Annotated in this window: 22 protein-coding genes and 1 pseudogene; 17 read left to right on the forward strand and 6 right to left on the reverse strand. The window is 58.1% G+C overall.

Translation table 11 applies throughout. The annotated features are described in order from the left end of the window. Positions 1-112 precede the first annotated feature (112 nt). The 14 genes and pseudogenes from fliF to rcsA all read left to right on the forward strand — a co-directional run bounded on the left by fliF (position 113) and on the right by rcsA (position 11,647). Entirely contained in the window at positions 113-1,792 is a 1,680-nt protein-coding gene (fliF, locus tag ACMWKK_RS01135; protein ID WP_112781376.1) for a flagellar basal-body MS-ring/collar protein FliF, read from the forward strand. Next, positions 1,785-2,783, forward strand: a complete 999-nt coding sequence (fliG, locus tag ACMWKK_RS01140) for a flagellar motor switch protein FliG (RefSeq protein WP_008500327.1) — start codon at positions 1,785-1,787, stop codon at positions 2,781-2,783. The genes fliF and fliG overlap by 8 nt, the downstream gene beginning before the upstream one ends. Beyond that, entirely contained in the window at positions 2,776-3,483 is a 708-nt protein-coding gene (gene fliH, locus ACMWKK_RS01145; protein ID WP_112781375.1) for a flagellar assembly protein FliH, read from the forward strand. The genes fliG and fliH overlap by 8 nt, the downstream gene beginning before the upstream one ends. Beyond that, positions 3,483-4,853: a flagellar protein export ATPase FliI gene (fliI, locus tag ACMWKK_RS01150; RefSeq protein WP_045328187.1), complete on the forward strand. Its 1,371-nt coding sequence runs from the start codon at positions 3,483-3,485 to the stop codon at positions 4,851-4,853. The genes fliH and fliI overlap by 1 nt, the downstream gene beginning before the upstream one ends. Before the next feature lie 21 nt (positions 4,854-4,874). Then, entirely contained in the window at positions 4,875-5,318 is a 444-nt protein-coding gene (gene fliJ / locus ACMWKK_RS01155) for a flagellar export protein FliJ (RefSeq protein ID WP_006811155.1), read from the forward strand. Continuing rightward, positions 5,315-6,547, forward strand: coding sequence for a flagellar hook length control protein FliK (fliK, locus tag ACMWKK_RS01160; RefSeq protein ID WP_112781374.1), 1,233 nt, complete (start codon positions 5,315-5,317; stop codon positions 6,545-6,547). Before fliJ ends, fliK begins: the two co-directional genes overlap by 4 nt. 106 nt (positions 6,548-6,653) lie before the next feature. Next, complete coding sequence (gene fliL / locus ACMWKK_RS01165) at positions 6,654-7,124, forward strand: flagellar basal body-associated protein FliL (RefSeq protein ID WP_023312306.1); 471 nt, start codon at positions 6,654-6,656, stop codon at positions 7,122-7,124. 4 nt (positions 7,125-7,128) lie between these two features. Then, entirely contained in the window at positions 7,129-8,133 is a 1,005-nt protein-coding gene (gene fliM / locus ACMWKK_RS01170; protein WP_112781373.1) for a flagellar motor switch protein FliM, read from the forward strand. Next, complete coding sequence (gene fliN, locus ACMWKK_RS01175; RefSeq protein WP_023312308.1) at positions 8,130-8,543, forward strand: flagellar motor switch protein FliN; 414 nt, start codon at positions 8,130-8,132, stop codon at positions 8,541-8,543. The genes fliM and fliN overlap by 4 nt, the downstream gene beginning before the upstream one ends. A 2-nt stretch (positions 8,544-8,545) precedes the next feature. Next, positions 8,546-8,920 (forward strand): flagellar biosynthetic protein FliO, encoded by a 375-nt coding sequence (fliO, locus tag ACMWKK_RS01180; protein ID WP_112781372.1) that lies wholly within the window; start codon positions 8,546-8,548, stop codon positions 8,918-8,920. Then, on the forward strand, positions 8,920-9,657 hold the full coding sequence (gene fliP, locus ACMWKK_RS01185; RefSeq protein ID WP_008500316.1) for a flagellar type III secretion system pore protein FliP: 738 nt from the start codon (positions 8,920-8,922) through the stop codon (positions 9,655-9,657). The genes fliO and fliP overlap by 1 nt, the downstream gene beginning before the upstream one ends. A 9-nt stretch (positions 9,658-9,666) precedes the next feature. Further along, positions 9,667-9,936 (forward strand): flagellar biosynthesis protein FliQ, encoded by a 270-nt coding sequence (fliQ, locus tag ACMWKK_RS01190; protein ID WP_008500315.1) that lies wholly within the window; start codon positions 9,667-9,669, stop codon positions 9,934-9,936. A 7-nt stretch (positions 9,937-9,943) separates the two neighbouring features. Continuing rightward, a pseudogene (fliR, locus tag ACMWKK_RS01195) lies at positions 9,944-10,736 on the forward strand (flagellar biosynthetic protein FliR); the annotation flags it as partial. Positions 10,737-11,023: 287 nt separating this feature from the next. Then, the gene (rcsA, locus tag ACMWKK_RS01200) at positions 11,024-11,647 is read left to right on the forward strand and encodes a transcriptional regulator RcsA (RefSeq protein ID WP_008500313.1); all 624 of its coding nucleotides are present in this window, start codon (positions 11,024-11,026) and stop codon (positions 11,645-11,647) included. A gap of 99 nt (positions 11,648-11,746) precedes the next feature. On the opposite strand, the gene dsrB is transcribed toward rcsA, so the two are convergent. After that, positions 11,747-11,935 (reverse strand): protein DsrB, encoded by a 189-nt coding sequence (gene dsrB / locus ACMWKK_RS01205; RefSeq protein ID WP_008500312.1) that lies wholly within the window; start codon positions 11,933-11,935, stop codon positions 11,747-11,749. Between the two features lie 129 nt (positions 11,936-12,064). On the opposite strand from dsrB, the gene yodD reads away from it, so the two are divergent. Then, positions 12,065-12,292, forward strand: coding sequence for a YodD family peroxide/acid resistance protein (yodD, locus tag ACMWKK_RS01210; RefSeq protein ID WP_045328167.1), 228 nt, complete (start codon positions 12,065-12,067; stop codon positions 12,290-12,292). A 301-nt stretch (positions 12,293-12,593) separates the two neighbouring features. Next, complete coding sequence (locus ACMWKK_RS01215; protein WP_112781370.1) at positions 12,594-13,394, forward strand: mannosyl-3-phosphoglycerate phosphatase-related protein; 801 nt, start codon at positions 12,594-12,596, stop codon at positions 13,392-13,394. Here the strand turns inward: ACMWKK_RS01215 and dgcQ are convergent. The 3 genes from dgcQ to ACMWKK_RS01230 all read right to left on the reverse strand — a co-directional run bounded on the left by dgcQ (position 13,379) and on the right by ACMWKK_RS01230 (position 16,325). Further along, complete coding sequence (dgcQ, locus tag ACMWKK_RS01220) at positions 13,379-15,079, reverse strand: cellulose biosynthesis regulator diguanylate cyclase DgcQ (RefSeq protein ID WP_112781369.1); 1,701 nt, start codon at positions 15,077-15,079, stop codon at positions 13,379-13,381. The genes ACMWKK_RS01215 and dgcQ overlap by 16 nt on opposite strands. Positions 15,080-15,152: 73 nt before the next feature. Beyond that, positions 15,153-15,335: a YodC family protein gene (locus ACMWKK_RS01225; RefSeq protein WP_008500307.1), complete on the reverse strand. Its 183-nt coding sequence runs from the start codon at positions 15,333-15,335 to the stop codon at positions 15,153-15,155. Between the two features lie 78 nt (positions 15,336-15,413). Then, a complete protein-coding gene (locus tag ACMWKK_RS01230) occupies positions 15,414-16,325 on the reverse strand; it encodes a DUF808 domain-containing protein (RefSeq protein ID WP_047716144.1) in 912 nt (303 codons plus the stop codon). 179 nt (positions 16,326-16,504) lie between these two features. Between ACMWKK_RS01230 and yedA the strand changes: the two genes are divergently transcribed. Then, a complete protein-coding gene (gene yedA / locus ACMWKK_RS01235; protein ID WP_112781368.1) occupies positions 16,505-17,419 on the forward strand; it encodes a drug/metabolite exporter YedA in 915 nt (304 codons plus the stop codon). Here yedA and ACMWKK_RS01240 read toward each other — a convergent pair. Then, entirely contained in the window at positions 17,391-17,882 is a 492-nt protein-coding gene (locus tag ACMWKK_RS01240; RefSeq protein WP_045328162.1) for a very short patch repair endonuclease, read from the reverse strand. The two genes, yedA and ACMWKK_RS01240, sit on opposite strands and share 29 nt — an antisense overlap. Beyond that, positions 17,863-19,278, reverse strand: a complete 1,416-nt coding sequence (locus tag ACMWKK_RS01245) for a DNA cytosine methyltransferase (protein WP_406542735.1) — start codon at positions 19,276-19,278, stop codon at positions 17,863-17,865. The genes ACMWKK_RS01240 and ACMWKK_RS01245 overlap by 20 nt, the downstream gene beginning before the upstream one ends. Positions 19,279-19,330 lie beyond the last annotated feature (52 nt).

The raw sequence follows: 19,330 nt of genomic DNA on the forward strand, positions 1-19,330 counted from the left end.
CAAATAATGGCAGGGCCATCAATATGGAACTTTTGTCGTGTTTGCCGACCCGGGAGTCAGTTTTGTTTCTCTACACGAATAACGTAAACCACCAGGATTTAAGAGGTGCGCAATGAGTGCAACAGCATCGACAGCGCCGCAGAATAAATCACTCGAGTGGATGAACCGCCTTCGCGCGAATCCTAAAATCCCGTTGATCGTGGCAGGCGCTGCCGCAATTGCGATCCTTGTAGCGATGGTTCTGTGGGCGAAAAGCCCTGACTACCGGACGCTCTACAGCAACCTTTCCGATCAGGATGGCGGCGCCATCGTCACCCAGCTGACCCAGATGAACATCCCCTATCGCTTTGCCGATAACGGCGGCGCGCTGGAGGTTCCGGCAGATAAGGTGCATGAGCTGCGCCTGCGTCTGGCACAGCAGGGTCTGCCTAAGGGCGGTGCCGTTGGCTTTGAGCTGCTGGATCAGGAAAAATTCGGTATCAGCCAGTTCAGCGAGCAGGTGAACTACCAGCGTGCGCTGGAAGGTGAGCTGGCCCGCACCATTGAAACACTCGGCCCGGTAAAGAGTGCCCGCGTGCACCTGGCGATGCCTAAACCTTCTTTATTTGTTCGCGAACAGAAATCACCGTCGGCTTCCGTAACCGTTAACCTGCAGCCTGGCCGCGCGCTGGACGAAGGGCAAATCAGCGCGGTGACGCATCTCGTCTCCAGCGCCGTTGCCGGTCTGCCGCCGGGTAACGTGACGCTGGTTGACCAGAGCGGTCACCTGCTGACCCAGTCCAACACCGCCGGTCGCGACCTGAACGATGCGCAGCTGAAATACGCCGCCGATGTGGAAAGCCGCCTCCAGCGCCGCATTGAAGCGATTCTCGGCCCGGTCGTGGGCAACAGCAACGTGCACGCGCAGGTCACCGCGCAGATCGACTTCGCGAATAAAGAACAAACCGAAGAGCAGTACACCCCGAACGGCGATGCGGCTCAGGCGGTGATGCGTTCACGCCAGATCAATTCGAACGAACAGGTCGGCGGTGCATACCCGGGCGGCGTGCCGGGCGCGCTGTCTAACCAGCCTGCCCCGGCTAACGCGGCACCGATCTCTACGCCGCCGGCCAGCCAGCAGAACGGTCAGCAAAATAACCAGCAGACCACCTCAACGGCGAACACCAGCGGTCCGCGTACCAGCAGCCGTAACGAAACCACGAACTACGAAGTGGATAGAACAATTCGCCACACTAAACTGAACGTGGGCGATATTCAGCGTCTCTCTGTTGCGGTGGTGGTGAACTACAAAACGCTGGCGGATGGCAAACCGCTGCCGTTGACCGCCGAGCAGATGAAGCAGATTGAAAACCTGACCCGTGAAGCGATGGGTTACTCCGAGAAGCGTGGCGATACCCTCAACGTGGTGAACTCGCCGTTCAACGCGGTTGAAGAGACCGGCGGTGAACTGCCGTTCTGGCAACAGCAGGCGTTTATCGACCAGCTGCTGTCCGCGGGACGCTGGCTGCTGGTGCTGATCGTCGCGTGGCTGCTGTGGCGTAAGGGCGTGCGTCCGCAGCTCCAGCGCCGTGCGGAAGCTGAAAAAGCGGCTCGCGAGCAGATGAATACGCGTCAGGAGACGGAAGAAGCGGTTGAAGTTCGCCTCAGCAAAGATGAACAGATGCAGCAGCGTCGTGCTAACCAGCGCATGGGCGCTGAGGTCATGAGCCAGCGCATTCGCGAAATGTCAGATAACGATCCGCGCGTCGTGGCGCTGGTCATCCGCCAGTGGATGGGTAACGAACATGAGTAATACGCTTACGGGCACCGATAAAAGCGTCATCCTGCTGATGACCATTGGCGAAGACCGCGCGGCAGAGGTGTTTAAACACCTCTCCCAGCGAGAAGTGCAAATTCTCAGTGCGGCCATGGCCAACGTGCGTCAAATCTCCAACAAGCAGCTGACCGAAGTGCTGTCGGAATTTGAGCAGGAAGCCGAACAGTTTGCCGCGCTGAACGTCAACGCCAACGACTACCTGCGCTCCGTGCTGGTCAAGGCGCTGGGCGAGGAGCGTGCCGCCAGCCTGCTGGAAGACATTCTGGAAACCCGCGATACCGCCAGCGGTATCGAAACGCTCAACTTTATGGAGCCGCAGAGTGCCGCCGACCTTATTCGCGACGAGCACCCGCAGATTATCGCCACCATCCTGGTCCACCTGAAGCGTGGTCAGGCGGCCGATATTCTGGCCCTGTTCGAAGAGCGCCTGCGCCACGACGTGATGCTGCGTATTGCCACCTTCGGCGGCGTCCAGCCGGCCGCGCTGGCGGAGCTGACCGAAGTGCTGAACAACCTGCTCGACGGTCAGAACCTCAAGCGCAGCAAAATGGGCGGCGTGAGAACGGCGGCGGAAATCATCAACCTGATGAAAACCCAGCAGGAAGAGGCCGTTATTACCGCAGTTCGCGAATTCGACGGCGAGCTGGCGCAGAAAATCATCGACGAGATGTTCCTGTTCGAAAACCTCGTGGAAGTGGACGATCGCAGCATCCAGCGCCTGCTCCAGGAAGTGGATTCCGAGTCGCTGCTTATCGCCCTCAAAGGCGCCGAGCAGCCGCTGCGCGAGAAGTTCCTGCGCAACATGTCCCAGCGTGCGGCCGATATCCTGCGCGACGACCTTGCCAACCGCGGCCCGGTTCGTCTGTCTCAGGTGGAAAACGAACAGAAAGCGATTCTGCTTATTGTTCGTCGCCTGGCGGAAACCGGCGAGATGGTGATTGGCAGCGGAGACGACACCTATGTCTAACGAGCTGCCGTGGAAGCGCTGGACGCCGGACGATCTGGCGCCTCCCCTCTCCGAGTTCACGCCAGCCGTGATGCCGACCGAGGCGCCTGACCCGGACGTCGAGCAGCCCGAGCTGAGCGAAGAGGAACAGCAGGCACAGATGCTGGCCCAGCTGCAAATGCAGGCCCACGAGCAGGGCTACAATGCCGGTCTCAACGAAGGACGGCAGAAAGGCCACGACCTCGGGTATCAGGAAGGTCTGGCAAAAGGGTTAGAGCATGGTATCGATCAGGCGCGGCAGCAGCAGGCGCCGCTCCACGCCCGCATGCAGCAGCTGGTCAGCGAGTTTCAGCACACGCTGGACGCGCTGGACAGCGTGATCGCCTCGCGGCTGATGCAGATGGCGCTGGAAGCCGCGCGCCAGGTGATCGGCCAGACGCCCGTGGTGGATAACACGGCGCTGATCAAACAAATTCAGGGTCTGCTGCAGCAGGAGCCGCTGTTCAGCGGCAAACCGCAGCTGCGCGTCCATCCGGACGATCTGCAGCGCGTGGAAGAGAGCCTGGGCGCAACGCTTAGCCTGCACGGCTGGCGCCTGCGCGGCGACCCGTCGTTACACCACGGCGGCTGCAAAGTCTCTGCGGATGAAGGCGATCTGGATGCCAGCGTCGCCACCCGCTGGCAGGAGCTGTGCCGCCTGGCGGCACCGGGAGTCGTCTGATGACCGCGCGCCTCACCCGCTGGCTCACCACGCTCGACAACTTCGAGACGAAGATGACGCAACTGCCCGCCGTTCGTCGCTATGGGCGACTGACGCGCGCCACCGGTCTGGTTCTCGAAGCCACCGGCCTGCAGCTGCCGCTGGGGGCAACCTGCGTCATTGAGCGTCAGGACGGGCAGGAAACGCGTGAAGTCGAAAGCGAAGTGGTCGGCTTTAACGGCCAGCGCCTGTTCCTGATGCCGCTTGAAGAGGTGGAGGGTATTCTGCCCGGCGCCCGCGTCTACGCGAAAAGCGTCAGCGGCGACGGTCTGCAAAGCGGAAAACAGCTGCCCCTTGGCCCTGCGCTGCTGGGCCGCGTGCTGGACGGCAGCGGGAAACCGCTCGACGGGCTCCCTTCCCCGGACACCACCGAAACCGGCGCGCTGATCACCCAGCCGTTCAACCCCCTGCAGCGTACGCCTATCGAGCATGTGCTGGACACCGGCGTGCGCCCGATTAACGCCCTGCTGACCGTGGGACGTGGACAGCGTATGGGCCTGTTCGCCGGTTCCGGCGTGGGTAAATCCGTTCTGCTCGGCATGATGGCGCGCTACACCCAGGCCGACGTTATCGTCGTGGGGCTGATTGGCGAGCGCGGTCGCGAAGTAAAAGATTTTATTGAAAATATTCTGGGTGCGGAAGGCCGCGCCCGCTCGGTGGTGATTGCCGCCCCGGCGGACGTATCGCCGCTGCTGCGTATGCAGGGTGCCGCCTACGCCACCCGTATTGCCGAAGATTTCCGCGACCGCGGGAAGCACGTGCTGCTGATCATGGACTCCCTGACCCGTTACGCGATGGCGCAGCGTGAAATCGCGCTGGCCATCGGCGAGCCACCGGCAACCAAAGGCTACCCGCCTTCGGTCTTTGCCAAGCTCCCGGCGCTCGTTGAACGCGCGGGGAACGGCATCAGCGGCGGCGGATCCATTACCGCATTCTATACGGTGCTGACGGAAGGCGATGACCAGCAGGATCCGATTGCCGACTCCGCGCGCGCGATCCTTGACGGCCATATTGTGCTGTCGCGCCGTCTGGCCGAAGCCGGGCACTATCCGGCGATTGATATTGAAGCCTCTATCAGCCGCGCAATGACGGCGCTGATAACCGAGAAGCACTACGCCCGCGTGCGTAACTTTAAACAACTCCTCTCCAGCTTCCAGCGCAACCGCGATCTGGTCAGCGTCGGGGCGTATGCCAAAGGCAGCGATCCGATGCTCGACAAGGCGATTACCCTGTGGCCGCAGCTGGAGGCATTTTTGCAACAAGGCATTTTTGAACGCGCCGACTGGGAAGATTCACTTCAGGCACTGGAGCTGATTTTCCCGCAGGTGTAACACAGGTGGAGGGCGAAGGTCATGGCGCAAAACAGCGCGTTATCAACGCTGAAAGATCTGGCAGAAAAAGAAGTTGATGATGCCGCATTGCAGCTTGGCGCAATGCGACGCGGGTGCCAGCAGGCTGAAGAACAGTTGAAGATGTTAATCGACTATCAGCATGAGTATCGCACCAACCTCAATACCGATATGACCCAGGGCATTGGCAGCCAGCGCTGGATTAACTATCAGCAGTTTATCCAGACGCTGGAAAAGGCGATTGAACAGCATCGCCAGCAGCTAAACCAGTGGACCCAAAAAGTCGATACCGCGCTGAACTTCTGGCGCGAGAAAAAACAGCGGCTGCAGGCCTGGCAAACCTTACAGGACCGGCAGATTGCAGCCTCGACCCTGGCGGAAAACCGTCTGGATCAGAAAAAAATGGATGAGTTTGCCCAGCGCGCATCAATGAGGAAACCGGAATGATCACACTGCAACAACTGCTGATGAGCGACAGCGACCTGTCGGGCGGCACGCAAACGGGGAAAGGCGCCGACGGTGCGCAGGACTTTCTCTCCCTGCTGGCGGGCGCCCTGTCGGACGCAACGGGCAAGGGCAAAGATGCGCCGCTGACCCTGGCTGACCTGAAAGCCGCCGGCAGCAAGCTGTCAAAAGTGGCGCAGGACGCCAAAGGGGATACCGCCCTGCAGGCCAAAATTGCCGATCTGCTCGCGCGTCAGCCTGCTCTGAGTGGCGATGAGACCGCGCAGCTTACCGCCCCTGAAACCCTGATGTCCGGTCTGGTGCCCCTGTCAAAGGGCGATGCCGTGAAGACGCTGACGGCGGCAAACGGCAAGGATGACGGCAAAAGCGAACTGACTGAAGAAGAGCTGGCCGGATTAAGCGCGCTGATGGCCATGCTGCCGCACCAGCAGACCAGCACCGCTCACGCAGCGGGCAGTGACGGTATTGCGGCACGATCGGCGCTCGGTTCCGCGACGCTCGCTCAACGTGGTGCGAGCCAGCTGCCGCTGAACGCCCCTGCGGGAAGCCACGATAAAGGCCAGACGGCTGCACCTTATCAGAGCCAGGTGAAAACGAGCGGCCCGGATCTGACAGCCAGCGCGCCAGCCGCACCGGTTGTTCCCGCCGCGGCAGAGAAGCAGGAGCTCGCCAGCTCCTCCTCCACGGCCTCCCCAGCGGCTACCCTGGCACCGATTCTGTCCAGCCATGCCACCAGCCAGCCTGCCGCCACCGTTGCCACCGCGCCGGTGTTAAGCCAGCCGCTGGGCACCCACGAGTGGCAGCAGTCCCTGAGCCAGCACATCACGTTGTTCACTAAGCAGGGCCAGCAGACGGCCGAGCTGCGCCTGCACCCGGAAGATCTGGGTCAGGTGCAAATTTCGCTTAAGCTGGATGATAACCAGGCGCAGCTGCAGATGGTCTCCGCGCACAGCCACGTGCGTGCGGCGCTGGAAGCCGCGCTGCCGGTCCTGCGGACCTCGCTGGCGGAGAACGGCATTCAGCTTGCGCAGAGCAGCGTCAGCAGCGAGAGCTTCGCCGGGCAGCAGCACTCCTCATCCCAGCAGCAGCACCAGGCTTCGCGTTCCGGCAACACCGGCGGGTTTAATGAAGAGAGCGATGAATTACTGCCTGTTCCTGCCGCCCTGCAATCCGCAGCGCGCGGTAACGGTGCCGTAGACATCTTCGCCTAAACGCCAGAGGTAGCGTGATTATCCCCGTCTTTTCCACGCTTTGACGACGGCAGGACACGGGATAATCACCTTATTAAGCTGTACCGAAACAGGAAGCTCGTATCAGATGACTGACTCCGCTATCACCAAAAAAAGTAAGCGTTCCATCTGGATCCCGCTGCTGGTGTTGATCACGCTCGCCGCCTGCGCTACCGCGGGCTATAGTTACTGGCGTATGCAGCAGGAACCAACCACCGCTGCAGCCAAGGCTGAAGCGCCACCTCCGCCGGCTCCAGTGTTCTTCCCGCTGGATACCTTCACCGTCAATCTGGGTGATGCGGATCGCGTGCTTTATGTGGGCATTACGCTGCGCCTGAAAGATGAAGCCACCCGTTCACGTCTGAACGATTATCTTCCTGAAGTGCGCAGCCGCCTCCTGCTGCTGTTCTCTCGTCAGGACGCTTCGGCGCTGGCCACCGATGTGGGTAAGCAAAAGCTGGTCGACGCCATCAAACAAACGCTGGCGACCCCGCTGGTAAACGGCCAACCTAAGCAGGAAGTCACTGACGTTCTGTATACAGCATTCATTCTGCGGTAACGACATGGGCGACAGTATTCTTTCTCAGGCAGAAATCGATGCGCTGCTCAACGGCGACAGCGATAAAAACGATGATCCGCAACCGGGCCTAACGGGTGACGACAATATTCGTCCCTATGATCCGAATACCCAGCGCCGCGTGGTGCGTGAACGCCTGCAGGCGCTGGAGATCATTAACGAACGTTTTGCACGTCAGTTCCGTATGGGGCTGTTTAACCTGCTGCGTCGTAGCCCGGATATTACGGTCGGTGCGATCCGCATTCAGCCGTATCACGAGTTTGCCCGCAACCTGCCGGTGCCAACCAACCTTAACCTGATTCATCTGAAGCCGCTGCGCGGCACCGGTCTGGTGGTGTTCTCCCCAAGCCTGGTGTTCATCGCGGTGGATAACCTGTTCGGCGGCGACGGGCGTTTCCCGACCAAGGTAGAAGGCCGTGAATTCACCCACACCGAACAGCGCGTCATTAACCGCATGCTGAAGCTGGCGCTGGAGTCCTACAGCGACGCGTGGAAAGCGATTAACCCGCTGGAAGTGGAGTACGTCCGTTCCGAGATGCAGGTGAAATTTACCAATATCACCACCTCCCCGAACGATATCGTCGTGAACACCCCGTTCCACGTGGAGATCGGTAACCTGACCGGCGAGTTCAACATCTGCCTGCCGTTCAGCATGATCGAACCGCTGCGCGAGCTGCTGGTTAACCCGCCGCTGGAGAACTCCCGCAACGAGGACCAGAACTGGCGTGAGAACCTGGTCCGCCAGGTCCAGCATTCGCAGCTTGAGCTGGTGGCGAGCTTCGCCGATATCCCGCTGCGGTTATCTCAGATCCTGAAATTACAACCCGGTGACGTTTTGCCGATAGAAAAACCCGACCGCATTATTGCCCATGTGGATGGTGTCCCCGTGCTGACAAGCCAGTACGGCACGATTAACGGTCAGTATGCGTTACGCGTTGAGCACTTGATCAACCCGATTTTGAATTCGCTGAATGAGGAACAGCCCAAATGAGTGACATGAACAATCCGTCCGATGAAAACAGCGGAGCACTGGACGATCTGTGGGCTGACGCGTTAAACGAGCAAAAAGCACCTCCGGCCAAAAGCGCTGCGGATGCCGTATTCCAGCAGCTCGGCGGCGGTGACGTCAGCGGTACGCTGCAGGACATCGACCTGATTATGGATATCCCGGTAAAGCTGACCGTTGAGCTGGGACGCACCCGTATGACCATTAAAGAGCTGCTGCGCCTGACGCAGGGCTCCGTGGTGGCCCTTGACGGTCTGGCCGGCGAGCCGCTGGATATTCTGATCAACGGCTATCTGATTGCCCAGGGCGAAGTGGTGGTGGTTGCCGATAAATACGGCGTACGTATCACCGACATCATTACCCCGTCTGAACGTATGCGTCGTCTGAGCCGTTAAGCATGAAAACCCAGGCAACGCTATCGCAACCTTCTGCCGTTCCAGGCTCGCCTCTGCTCCAGGTGAGCGGGGCATTGTTCGGTATTATTGCCTTTATTCTTATCGCCGCCTGGCTGGCGAAGCGCTTTGGCCTGGCGGGGAAAACCGCCGGTGCCCGCGGCATGAAGGTCAGCGCCAGCACCACGCTGGGGCCGCGCGAACGCGTGGTTATCGTCGAGGTGGACGATGCGCGTCTGGTCCTGGGCGTGACGGCCTCAAACATCAGCCTATTACATAAGCTGCCGCCCGCCCCTACCGTGGTGGACGAGCGCGCAGACGCCCCCGCGGATTTTCAGTCCGTCATGAAGAGTTTGCTTAAGCGTTCCGGGAGATCCTGATGCGCCGTTTGTTATCCCTGACGCTCGCGGGCGTTGGCCTGTTTGCTCCCGCGGTTTATGCTCAGCTGCCCGGTCTGGTCTCCACCCCTCTGGCGGGCGGCGGACAAAGCTGGTCGCTGCCGGTGCAGACGCTGGTGTTCATCACCTCGTTGACGTTTATTCCGGCCATCCTGCTGATGATGACCAGCTTCACCCGCATCATTATCGTCTTTGGTCTGCTGCGTAACGCGCTGGGTACCCCTTCCGCCCCGCCAAACCAGGTTCTGCTGGGGCTGGCGCTGTTTTTGACCTTTTTCATTATGTCGCCGGTGATCGATAAGATATACACCGACGCTTACCAGCCGTTCAGCGAAGACAAAATCTCCATGCAGGAGGCGCTGGATAAAGGCGCGCAGCCGCTGCGCGAATTTATGCTTCGCCAGACGCGCGAAGCGGATCTGGCCCTTTTTGCCCGCCTGTCCAATACCGGCGAGCTGCAGGGGCCTGAAGCGGTGCCGATGCGCATTCTGCTCCCTGCTTACGTCACCAGCGAGCTGAAAACCGCGTTTCAGATTGGCTTTACCATCTTTATTCCGTTCCTGATTATCGACCTGGTGATCGCCAGCGTCCTGATGGCGCTCGGGATGATGATGGTGCCGCCCGCGACCATTGCCCTGCCCTTTAAGATCATGCTCTTTGTGCTGGTCGACGGCTGGCAGCTGCTGGTCAGCTCGCTGGCGCAAAGCTTCTACAGTTAAGGAACGGCAATGACACCCGAATCGGTCATGATGATGGGCACGGAAGCGATGAAAATCGCGATTGCCGTTGCCGCGCCGCTGCTGCTTGTCGCGCTGGTTACCGGTCTGATTATCAGCATTTTGCAGGCCGCCACGCAGATTAACGAAATGACCCTGTCATTTATCCCGAAAATCATCGCCGTGTTCGTGGCGATTATCGTTGCCGGGCCGTGGATGCTGAACCTGCTGCTGGACTATATGCGCAACCTGTTTACCAACCTGCCGTACATCATCGGCTGATCTGACGATGCTGCACTTCACCAGCGACCAGTGGGTTCAGTGGCTCGGCGTCTATTTCTGGCCGATGCTGCGCATCATGGCGCTGATTTCTACCGCCCCGATCCTCAGCGAGAAATCGATACCCAAGCGCGTCAAGGTGGGGCTGGGCATTATCATCTCCATTATCGTCGCGCCCTCTCTGCCGCCCGTGGATATTCCCATTTTCTCGGCGAATGCGGTATGGGTGGCCTTGCAGCAGGTGATGATTGGCGTCGCCGTCGGCTTTACCATGCAGCTCGCCTTCGCCGCGGTGCGTACCGCAGGGGAACTGATCGGCCTGCAGATGGGGCTATCGTTCGCCACGTTTGTCGACCCCGGCAGCCATCTCAATATGCCCGTGATCGCGCGCATTATCGATCTGCTCGCCATGCTGCTGTTTTTGTCCTTCAACGGTCATCTGTGGCTTATCTCCATGCTGGTGGATACGTTCCATACGCTGCCGATTGGCGATAATCCGGTGAACAGCAACGCCTTTCTGGCGCTCACCCGCGCGGCGGGGCTGGTGTTCCTTAACGGGCTGATGCTGGCGCTGCCGATCATCACCCTCCTGCTGACCGTCAACCTGGCGTTAGGTTTACTCAACCGAATGGCACCGCAGCTGTCGGTGTTTGTCATTGGTTTTCCACTCACCTTAACGGTCGGCATTTTATTAATGTCCTTGCTGATGCCACTTATCGCTCCCTTCTGTGAACATTTATTCGGCGAGATATTCAACCTGTTAGCGGATATTTTTAGCGAACTGCCACGTAAATAATAACCCTCACTGTTGCTATTGTCTTTCTGAGGATATTCCTAAAATAAAACGTGAAAAACATCTTCCAGGATATATCTGACGCGGTTTAATTGTTTCTAACCACCTCACAATACTTAATATTTACTTTACTTTAAGAAGATTCCTGGCAAATTATACGTAACTTTACGGGATAGTGAGTCCGCCTGAAAGTCTTTGTCATGCTCACAGGTTTATTATTTTTTTCCATCCCGTATGGCTGTTTTGAGCTCTCAGGCAGATGGTGAATTATCGTTACGCATTGAGTGAGGGTATGCCATGTCAACGATCATTATGGATTTATGCAGCTACACCCGGCTAGGGTTAACCGGGTACCTGGCAAGCAGAGGGGTAAGAAAGAGAGACATCAACGATGCGCACACCGTTGACGAACTCGCAGCCGCTTGTGACGAACTAAAACCAGGCGTGGTGTTTATTAATGAGGACTGTTTCATTCACGATCCAGCCAACAGTCAGCACATTAAGCAAATCATTAATCAGCATCCAAAAACCCTGTTTATTGTTTTTATGGCGATCGCGAATATCCATTTCGATGAGTATTTGTTGGTCCGTAAAAATTTATTGATTAGTTCTAAATCGATTAAACCCGAGTCGCTGGATGACATTCTGGGTGATTATTTGAATAAAGAAGTTAAAAATGTAGGAGCGGTTAACTTGCCCACCCTATCATTAAGCAGGACTGAATCAAGTATGCTGCGAATGTGGATGGCGGGACAAGGAACTATTCAGATCTCGGACCAGATGAATATTAAAGCGAAAACCGTTTCGTCACACAAAGGAAATATTAAACGGAAAATTAAAACGCATAATAAGCAAGTGATCTACCACGTGGTACGCCTGACCGATAATGTGACGAACGGGATTTTCGTCAACATGCGTTAGTCGCTTAAAACCCTGTGCACCCTACCTTTGATCTCTGGCCTGGCCAGAGATTTTTGCTTCCGTGAGGTTGTCGGGCGCGCTGTGCTACCCGACGCCGTGCTAGTCTGCTTTCTCAACAAAAATACCGTCCGGATGCCCCAGTTCGTTAAAAAACCAGATGCCAAGCGGGTAGTCTTCCAGCGATACCAGGTACATGGTGCCTTCACTAAACTCTTCAATTGCCAGTACCACACCCGGGCGGCGCGGCCCACCGTCCGTTTTAACCGTTACCCGATCGTTGACCTTCATACATTCCTCCTCTGGTTTTGAGCCAGTGTAGAACAAAACGCAAAAACGCACATCGCTGCCCGGCGCGAATGGCGCTTTTATCGACAGTCTATACTTATGGTTGGATCCGGCTGAATGAGGAACCCCGTAATGAAGACCGATAAAGCGTACAGCGACACCATCAAGCGCGACGTCGAGGTGGATGTCGATGCCCTGCTGGCCGCCATCAATGAGATCAGCGAGTCAGAAGTCCGCCGCACCGACGACAATTCGGACCGCGTCATCGTCAACGGAAGGGACTATCACACCTATCGTGAGTTGGCCGAAGCCTTCGAGCTTGATATTCACGACTTTAGCGTGTCGGAAGCCAATCGGTAGGACGAAAAAAATCCCGGTCATGGGGATGACCGGGATCAAAACTTGCTTATGCAAGAAGCACTTGAAAATTCGTTACACCAGGAAATCTGATGTACGAGCCACACTATCTCCAACGAATTTGTCTGACAAGCATATATTCTTGGGATGAATATAATATTTTTAACATAATGCTTTTAGTTATGAGGAATAACGCGCGCCGAATGCGGGTTTGCCTGGAATTGTTCCCATTTCTCCGGTGACGCGCCTGGTGATTTTTTAAGAATTTTCCTAGAGAGGAAGACACCCCTTACGAGGAGTCGCTATGCCTTCACTGCGGGATAACTTGCTGATTTTTTCTGACCTGGATGGCTCGTTGCTGGATATTCATACCTATGACTGGCAACCCGCCATGCCCTGGCTCGACAGGCTGCTGGATAACCAGGTTCCGGTCATTCTCTGCAGCAGCAAGACTGCGGCAGAGATGCTGGATATTCAGCAGGATCTTGGGCTGGAAGGCCTACCGTTTATTGCCGAAAACGGCGCGGTGATTCAGCCTGACGTGCGATGGGAGACGGTCCAGCGCCAGATACGCGGGACGGTGCATCGGGATATTCGCCCGCGCGTCGAGCACATTCGCCTGCAGACGGGCGCTAAGTTTACCACCTTTGACGACGTGGACGACCACGTCATCAGCGAGTGGACCGGGCTAACGCGCTACCGTTCGGCGCTTGCCCGCAGGCATGAGGCATCCGTCACGCTCATCTGGCGCGATACCGATGAGAAAATGGTTCAGTTTGAAGAGGAGCTGGCGCGCATCGGCCTGAAATGTCTGCAGGGGGCGCGCTTCTGGCATATTCTCGACGCCCGCTGCGGCAAGGACGTGGCGGTGAACTGGCTGATTGCCCAGTACCGCGAGCAGGAGGAGATGGACCCCACCACGCTGGGGCTTGGCGACGGTCCTAACGATGCGCCGCTGCTCGACAGCATGGATTTAGCGGTGGTCATCAAGGGCATTAACCGCCAGGGGATCATGCTACGGGACGATAACCCCGAGCGGGTTTATCACACCCGGCAGCCGGGGCCCGCAGGCTGGCAGGAGGGGCTGGATCACTTCCTGTCCTGATCCCGCCAGACGACCCGGTTACGCCCGCGCTGTTTGGCCTGATAGAGCCGGGTGTCCGCAATGGACTGCAGTTGTTCAAAATCGTAAAGACCCGCTTCTTCCGCGCTGCTCACCCCCAGCGACGCGCTGATGCGAAGAGTCGTGCTCTTCTTCACCAGGATCTCCTTACTGTTGATCCGGCACCGAATCCGGTCCGCCACTCCCCTCGCCTCCTCCAGGCCGATCCCCGGCAGGACGACACAGAACTCCTCCCCGCCGACGCGCCCTGCCACATCATTCTTGCGTAACGCGCTCGCAATCAGCCCCGCGGTGTGGGAGAGCACCTTATCGCCCGCCTGATGGCCGAAACGGTCGTTGACGTTTTTAAAGTGATCGAGGTCGAGCTGAATCACGGAGACGGGCAGCGACTGCTGACGACAGGTTTCCGTCAGTATTTTGGCGCGATCGAACAGCGCGCCGCGATTATTCAGCCGGGTAAGCGGGTCATGCCAGGCCTGCCACTGGAGCGAATGCTGCAGCGTATACATGTTGCTGACCATGCGGCGAATAACCAGCCACGAGATTAACAGCATGGCGGTAAAGAGCGCCCACAGGAGCGCCAGCACGATGCTGATGCTGCCGAAGTCGTCCTGCACCCCTTCGTGCAGGGTGTGGATCCGCAGGACGACGCCATCGAAGTGATCGAGCCGCTCCCAGCTTACAAATCGGCTTCCGAGGCGGATCCCGCCGCCGGTGGCGTGCTCAATCGCCTGAGCAATCTGCGCCGTTTCGCGTTCGTCAAAATGGTTAACCGGGCTTCCCGCGTGGGCAGAGGTGGCAATCATATTGAGCCGGGTGTCGTACAGCTGGTACTCCCCCTCCGTTCGGTCTTCCGTCGCCTCTGCCAGCAGCTGCTGCATCGTGCTCAACGTGAAATCCATCGCTACGACGCCATACCAGTAGCGATCGTAATAAATGGGCACGCTGGCGGTGATCGTGCGTTCGTCACGGGTCCAGGATGAAGGCGTAGAGATAAACCAGCGCACCGCGCGCGCGCGATTGTTACGCTCGGACTGCTGGGTAAACCAGGACTGGGTCACCAGGTTGTAATAGCGGGCGGTAATATCACCCGCCTGGTCCGGCGTATCGGTTGAAATGAAAAATCCGGCACGGGAGACGTAGATCACCCGCGCTTCGGTTTGCGCTCTCGACGACGCCAGCCTGAGCAGATACCCCACTTCCAGCGCGGCAGAAATTTCATGGCCGATGCGATCGGCGTCTCGATTGAGAAGCGTGGTTTTTTCAACGAACGCATCCGACACCCCGTTGATCGGAAGGGTGCGTTTTTTATCAACGGCAAGCTGCCAGGTGGGGAGCATGCGGACGGTGTTAAAGCGTGACACCGCATCCTTAAGGACATCAAAGGCCAGCGGCGTCTGGAGTGCATCCCCCATGCCCTGACGGAAGAACAGCATTCTGTCCACGCTGTTCTGCAGCTCCCTGTCCAGGGAGCTCGCCACCGTATCCAGATGGTTGCGCTGGCTGGAGATGTACGCCTCTTCGAGCACCACCACCTCGCGCCAGGTCAGGAGCGTGGAGAACACCAGCACGAACAGAAAGCAGAGATTAACAATCAATCCCGGATTGCTACGCTTATGCAGCCATTGCAAAAAAGATTGTCTTACAACAAAGGTATCGTGCTGCACACACACTCCCTGATAACGGCCTTACACCCGGTACGTGAGATAAAAACGCCCGGCAAAGCCGGGCGTTATGTGATCAAGCCTTGTCCCGCTTGTGCTGCCCGTCCCCCGGCTGAAGCTCATCTTCACGAAATGCTTCCCGCTTGATGCTGTAGCCATCGTGCCACCGACATTCTACCATTCCGCTGGAATACCCGGTGACGATCATACGTGGGCCGCCCTTTTTAGGCTTAACTTCATCACTGACCAAAAAGACCATACCTGCCTCCTGTATCAGGGTGAAACTGTTTCAATTTAGACGAGGAATGGTCTTTTTGCATCCCATAGCGGGTAACAATTAGTGCGAGGTGCCGCGCAGTTTTTCGACCAGCTTCACCACCGCGACCACGATAGCGCCGATGATAAAGCCCAGCACCAGGTTCAGCAGCGTGGGCAGAATCGCCGCGATAACGGCTCCCTGCGCCGAGGCGAAATGCTCGATGGCATGATGCAGCGGCGCAATGCCGTGAACCACGATCCCGCCGCCTACGAGGAACATCGCCAGCGTGCCCACCACCGACAAACTCTTCATCAGCCACGGGGCCAGCACCAGCAGGCTTTTACCGATGCCTCTTGCCACCGCGCTCGACTTTTCTTCCAGCCAGTAGCCGATATCGTCCAGCTTCACGATCAGCCCCACCAGGCCGTAGACGCCTACCGTGACCAGAATGGCAATGCCGGAGAGGATCAGCACCTGATTCAGGAGCGGCGCGTCGGAGACAATGCCCAGCGTAATGGCCACAATTTCCGCCGACAGGATAAAGTCGGTCCGAATAGCGCCTTTGACCTTATCGCGCTCGAAGGTTTTCGGATCCTGCGCGGCCAGCGCCTCAAGACGCTGCTGGCGCACCTCCGGCGTATCGCTCTGCTTGCGCGCGCTAAGGGAGTGCAGCACCTTCTCCACGCCTTCGAAGCAGAGAAACGCCCCGCCGATCATCAACAGCGGCGTGATGGCCCAGGGAATAAACGCGCTGATCAGCAGCGCCAGCGGCACCAGAATCACCTTGTTCAGGAAAGAGCCTTTCGCCACGCCCCACACCACCGGCAGCTCCCGGTTTGCTCTTACCCCACTCACCTGCTGGGCGTTAAGCGATAAATCATCTCCCAGCACGCCTGCGGTTTTCTTCGCCGCCAGCTTCCCCATGACTGAAATGTCGTCCAGTAAGGTGGCAATATCGTCCAGCAATGTTAATAAGCTACTTCCTGCCAAAGTCTTAATCCTTCATTTTTTTGGTAATTAAGTGAATAGTATGGAGCAAAAGCGCAAACCCGGAAACACCCACCTTACGTCAACAGAAATTTCACATCATCCATACAATTAAAGGTCTCGCAAGCGCGATAGTTTTCGCGTTTACTATCAGCGACCTTTTTATTTCGTCGTGAGGGATTATGCGTTTCCGGCAACTGCTACCGCTCATCGGGGCACTCTTTTCGCTGTACATCATCTGGGGCTCAACCTACTTTGTCATTCGCATCGGCGTGGAGAGCTGGCCGCCGCTTATGATGGCGGGCATTCGCTTCCTTTCAGCGGGCGTGCTGCTGCTGGCGTTCCTGCTGCTGCGCGGGCATAAGCTTCCCCCGCTGCGGCCGCTGCTCAATGCCGCCCTGATCGGCCTGCTGCTGCTGGCGGTGGGAAATGGGTTTGTGACGATTGCCGAGCACCAGAACGTCCCTTCCGGGATCGCCGCCGTAGTCGTCGCCACCGTACCGCTGTTTACCCTCTGCTTTAGCCGCCTTTTCGGCATCCGCACCCGCAAGCTGGAGTGGCTGGGGATTGGTATTGGTCTGGCCGGCATTATTCTGCTCAACAGCGGGGGCAACCTGAGCGGGAATCCGTGGGGCGCGGTAATTATCCTGATAGGCTCGATGAGCTGGGCGTTTGGTTCCGTCTACGGTTCGCGTATCGAACTGCCGACCGGCATGATGGCCGGAGCGATTGAGATGCTCGCCGCCGGGATTGTGCTGCTGCTGGCCTCCGCGCTGACGGGAGAGAAGCTAGCTGCCCTGCCGCCGCCGTCGGGCTTCCTTGCGGTAGGCTACTTGGCGCTGTTTGGCTCTATCATTGCTATCAACGCCTATATGTTCCTGATCCGCAACGTCTCTCCGGCCGTCGCCACTAGCTACGCCTACGTCAACCCGGTCGTGGCCGTCCTGCTCGGAACGGGGCTGGGGGGAGAAACGCTCTCTCCCGTGGAGTGGATTGCTTTAGGGATCATTGTCTTTGCCGTCGTGCTGGTCACGCTGGGCAAATATTTGCTGCCTGCCAAACCGGTGGTTACGCCTTGCGGGGTAGAGAAACCGTAAGCAGGTGAATGCCCTGCGTGTCGATCTGCGCGGTCTGGCCGCCGCCGCAGATCCACTCTTCCAGCCGTTCGCGCAGATCGGTATCGTTCAGCTTTAATTTGCCTCTCAGCGCACACTCCCAGACGATCAGCACCCGCCAGCCCTGCGCAACAAGCGCAGCGAGATCCCGTTTGTCCCGCTCGACGTTCTTGCCAATCTTCTCCAGCCAGAAATCGGTGCGGGTCGCGGGGACTTTGAACAGGTAGCAGTCGTGATGGTGCCAGAAACAGCCGTGGGTAAAGATGATGCACTGCCAGGCGTCGATGACGAAATCCGGGCGACCCGCCAGGGCGGGATCCTGCACGCGGAAGTCAAACCCCGCCAGCGTCAGCAGCCCGGCAAGGCGCTTTTCGATGGCGGTGTCACGCGTGCCGATGGCCCGCATGTTTTTACTGCGCGTGGCCTTATCGTGAACGTCCGTCATTGACGGCCTTACCCTGACGGAGCGCCGCCGCCTGTCTGATGCGCGAGGCCAGCAGTTTTGCCACCGCCGCGAATGCGGGCACCACCACCGAGTTGCCAAACTGGCGGTACGCCTGGGTGTCCGACACCGGAATACGGAAACCATATCCTTGCGGAGTCTCAAAGCCCATCAGCCGGGCGCATTCCCGCGGCGTGAGGCGTCGCGGACGGTGACGCTGGTTGTGCGGATCGTCAAAATCTTTTTCGCCCAGCGCCTTGTCCCAGCCTCTGTCGATCAGGATTTCCGCGCCGTCCTTGTAGTAGCGCGCGGAGAGCGTGCGGGTAACGCTGTGCGGATCGTTCGGGTTTACCATGCCAAAACCGAAGCCGTTGCCCTTCGCCTGATGCTTCTTGGCATAGCGGTAAAGGTACTTCCACAGGATCGGCGTAAGGATAAATTTCGCGTCGACCACCGGTTCCAGCAGGTCGGCCACCGTAGGGCGGCGCTCGGGATAAAGAGAAGGAATATCCCGCAGGGTGAAATCGCCTTTCAGATTGAGATCGCGGCGGAAGCCCACCAGCACGATACGTTCGCGATGCTGGGGCAGGAAATGTTTCCCATCAATGATTTTAGGGTCATCCGCGCCCATATCCTGCGAGTCGGCCACGTCATAGCCCAGCTCATCCAGCGTTTGCATGATAATGCGGAAGGTTTTCCCGCCGTCGTGGCTCTTTAAATTCTTAACGTTTTCCAGCACGAAGATGGCCGGGCGGCAGGCATCAATAATGCGCGCTACGTCAAAAAACAGCGTTCCCTGGGTATCGCAGGCGAAGCCGTGGGCGCGTCCGAGGGCATTCTTTTTGGAGACCCCGGCCAGCGAGAAGGGCTGACACGGAAAGCCCGCCAACAGCACGTCATGCGCCGGGATGGTCTGACGAATGTGCTCGGCGGCCTGTTCATCGCTCACGCCGCTTTTATGGCTCAGGGTCACGTCGCGGATATCCGCGTTGAAATGGTGCTCGTGCGGATCGCAGTACCAGTTAGCCTTGTAGGTCCGCACGGCGTGTTTGTTCCACTCGCTGGTGAACACGCACTGTCCGCCGATAGCTTCAAAACCGTGTCGTATGCCGCCGATACCGGCAAACAGATCGATAAAGCGGAAGGCATAGTTTGGATGCGCGGCAGAAGGACGCGGAAGCAGGTTTTGCATATAACGAAACTCGCCTTCGCTCAGGCGACGCCCCGCGCGTTCGCTGGTCACCAGACGTTTGAGGATCGCCGGGCTCCAGTGGCTCTCGCCGTGCGCCACCAGCAGATTAGCCAGCGTTTTAGCATCATAGATATCCAACAGCTGGCGCAGTAACGCCTGCACCGTTGCCGTTGATTTCTCAGCCTGCTCGGGCGCGGGCTCTGTCACTGATCGATTTTCCTGCATTCTTTTAACCGGAGAATAAAGACTGGAAACAGAT

It is taken from the genome of Enterobacter sp. 01-M-03-SI-ECC, from assembly GCF_047530215.1.
Lineage (GTDB): Bacteria > Pseudomonadota > Gammaproteobacteria > Enterobacterales > Enterobacteriaceae > Enterobacter > Enterobacter chengduensis.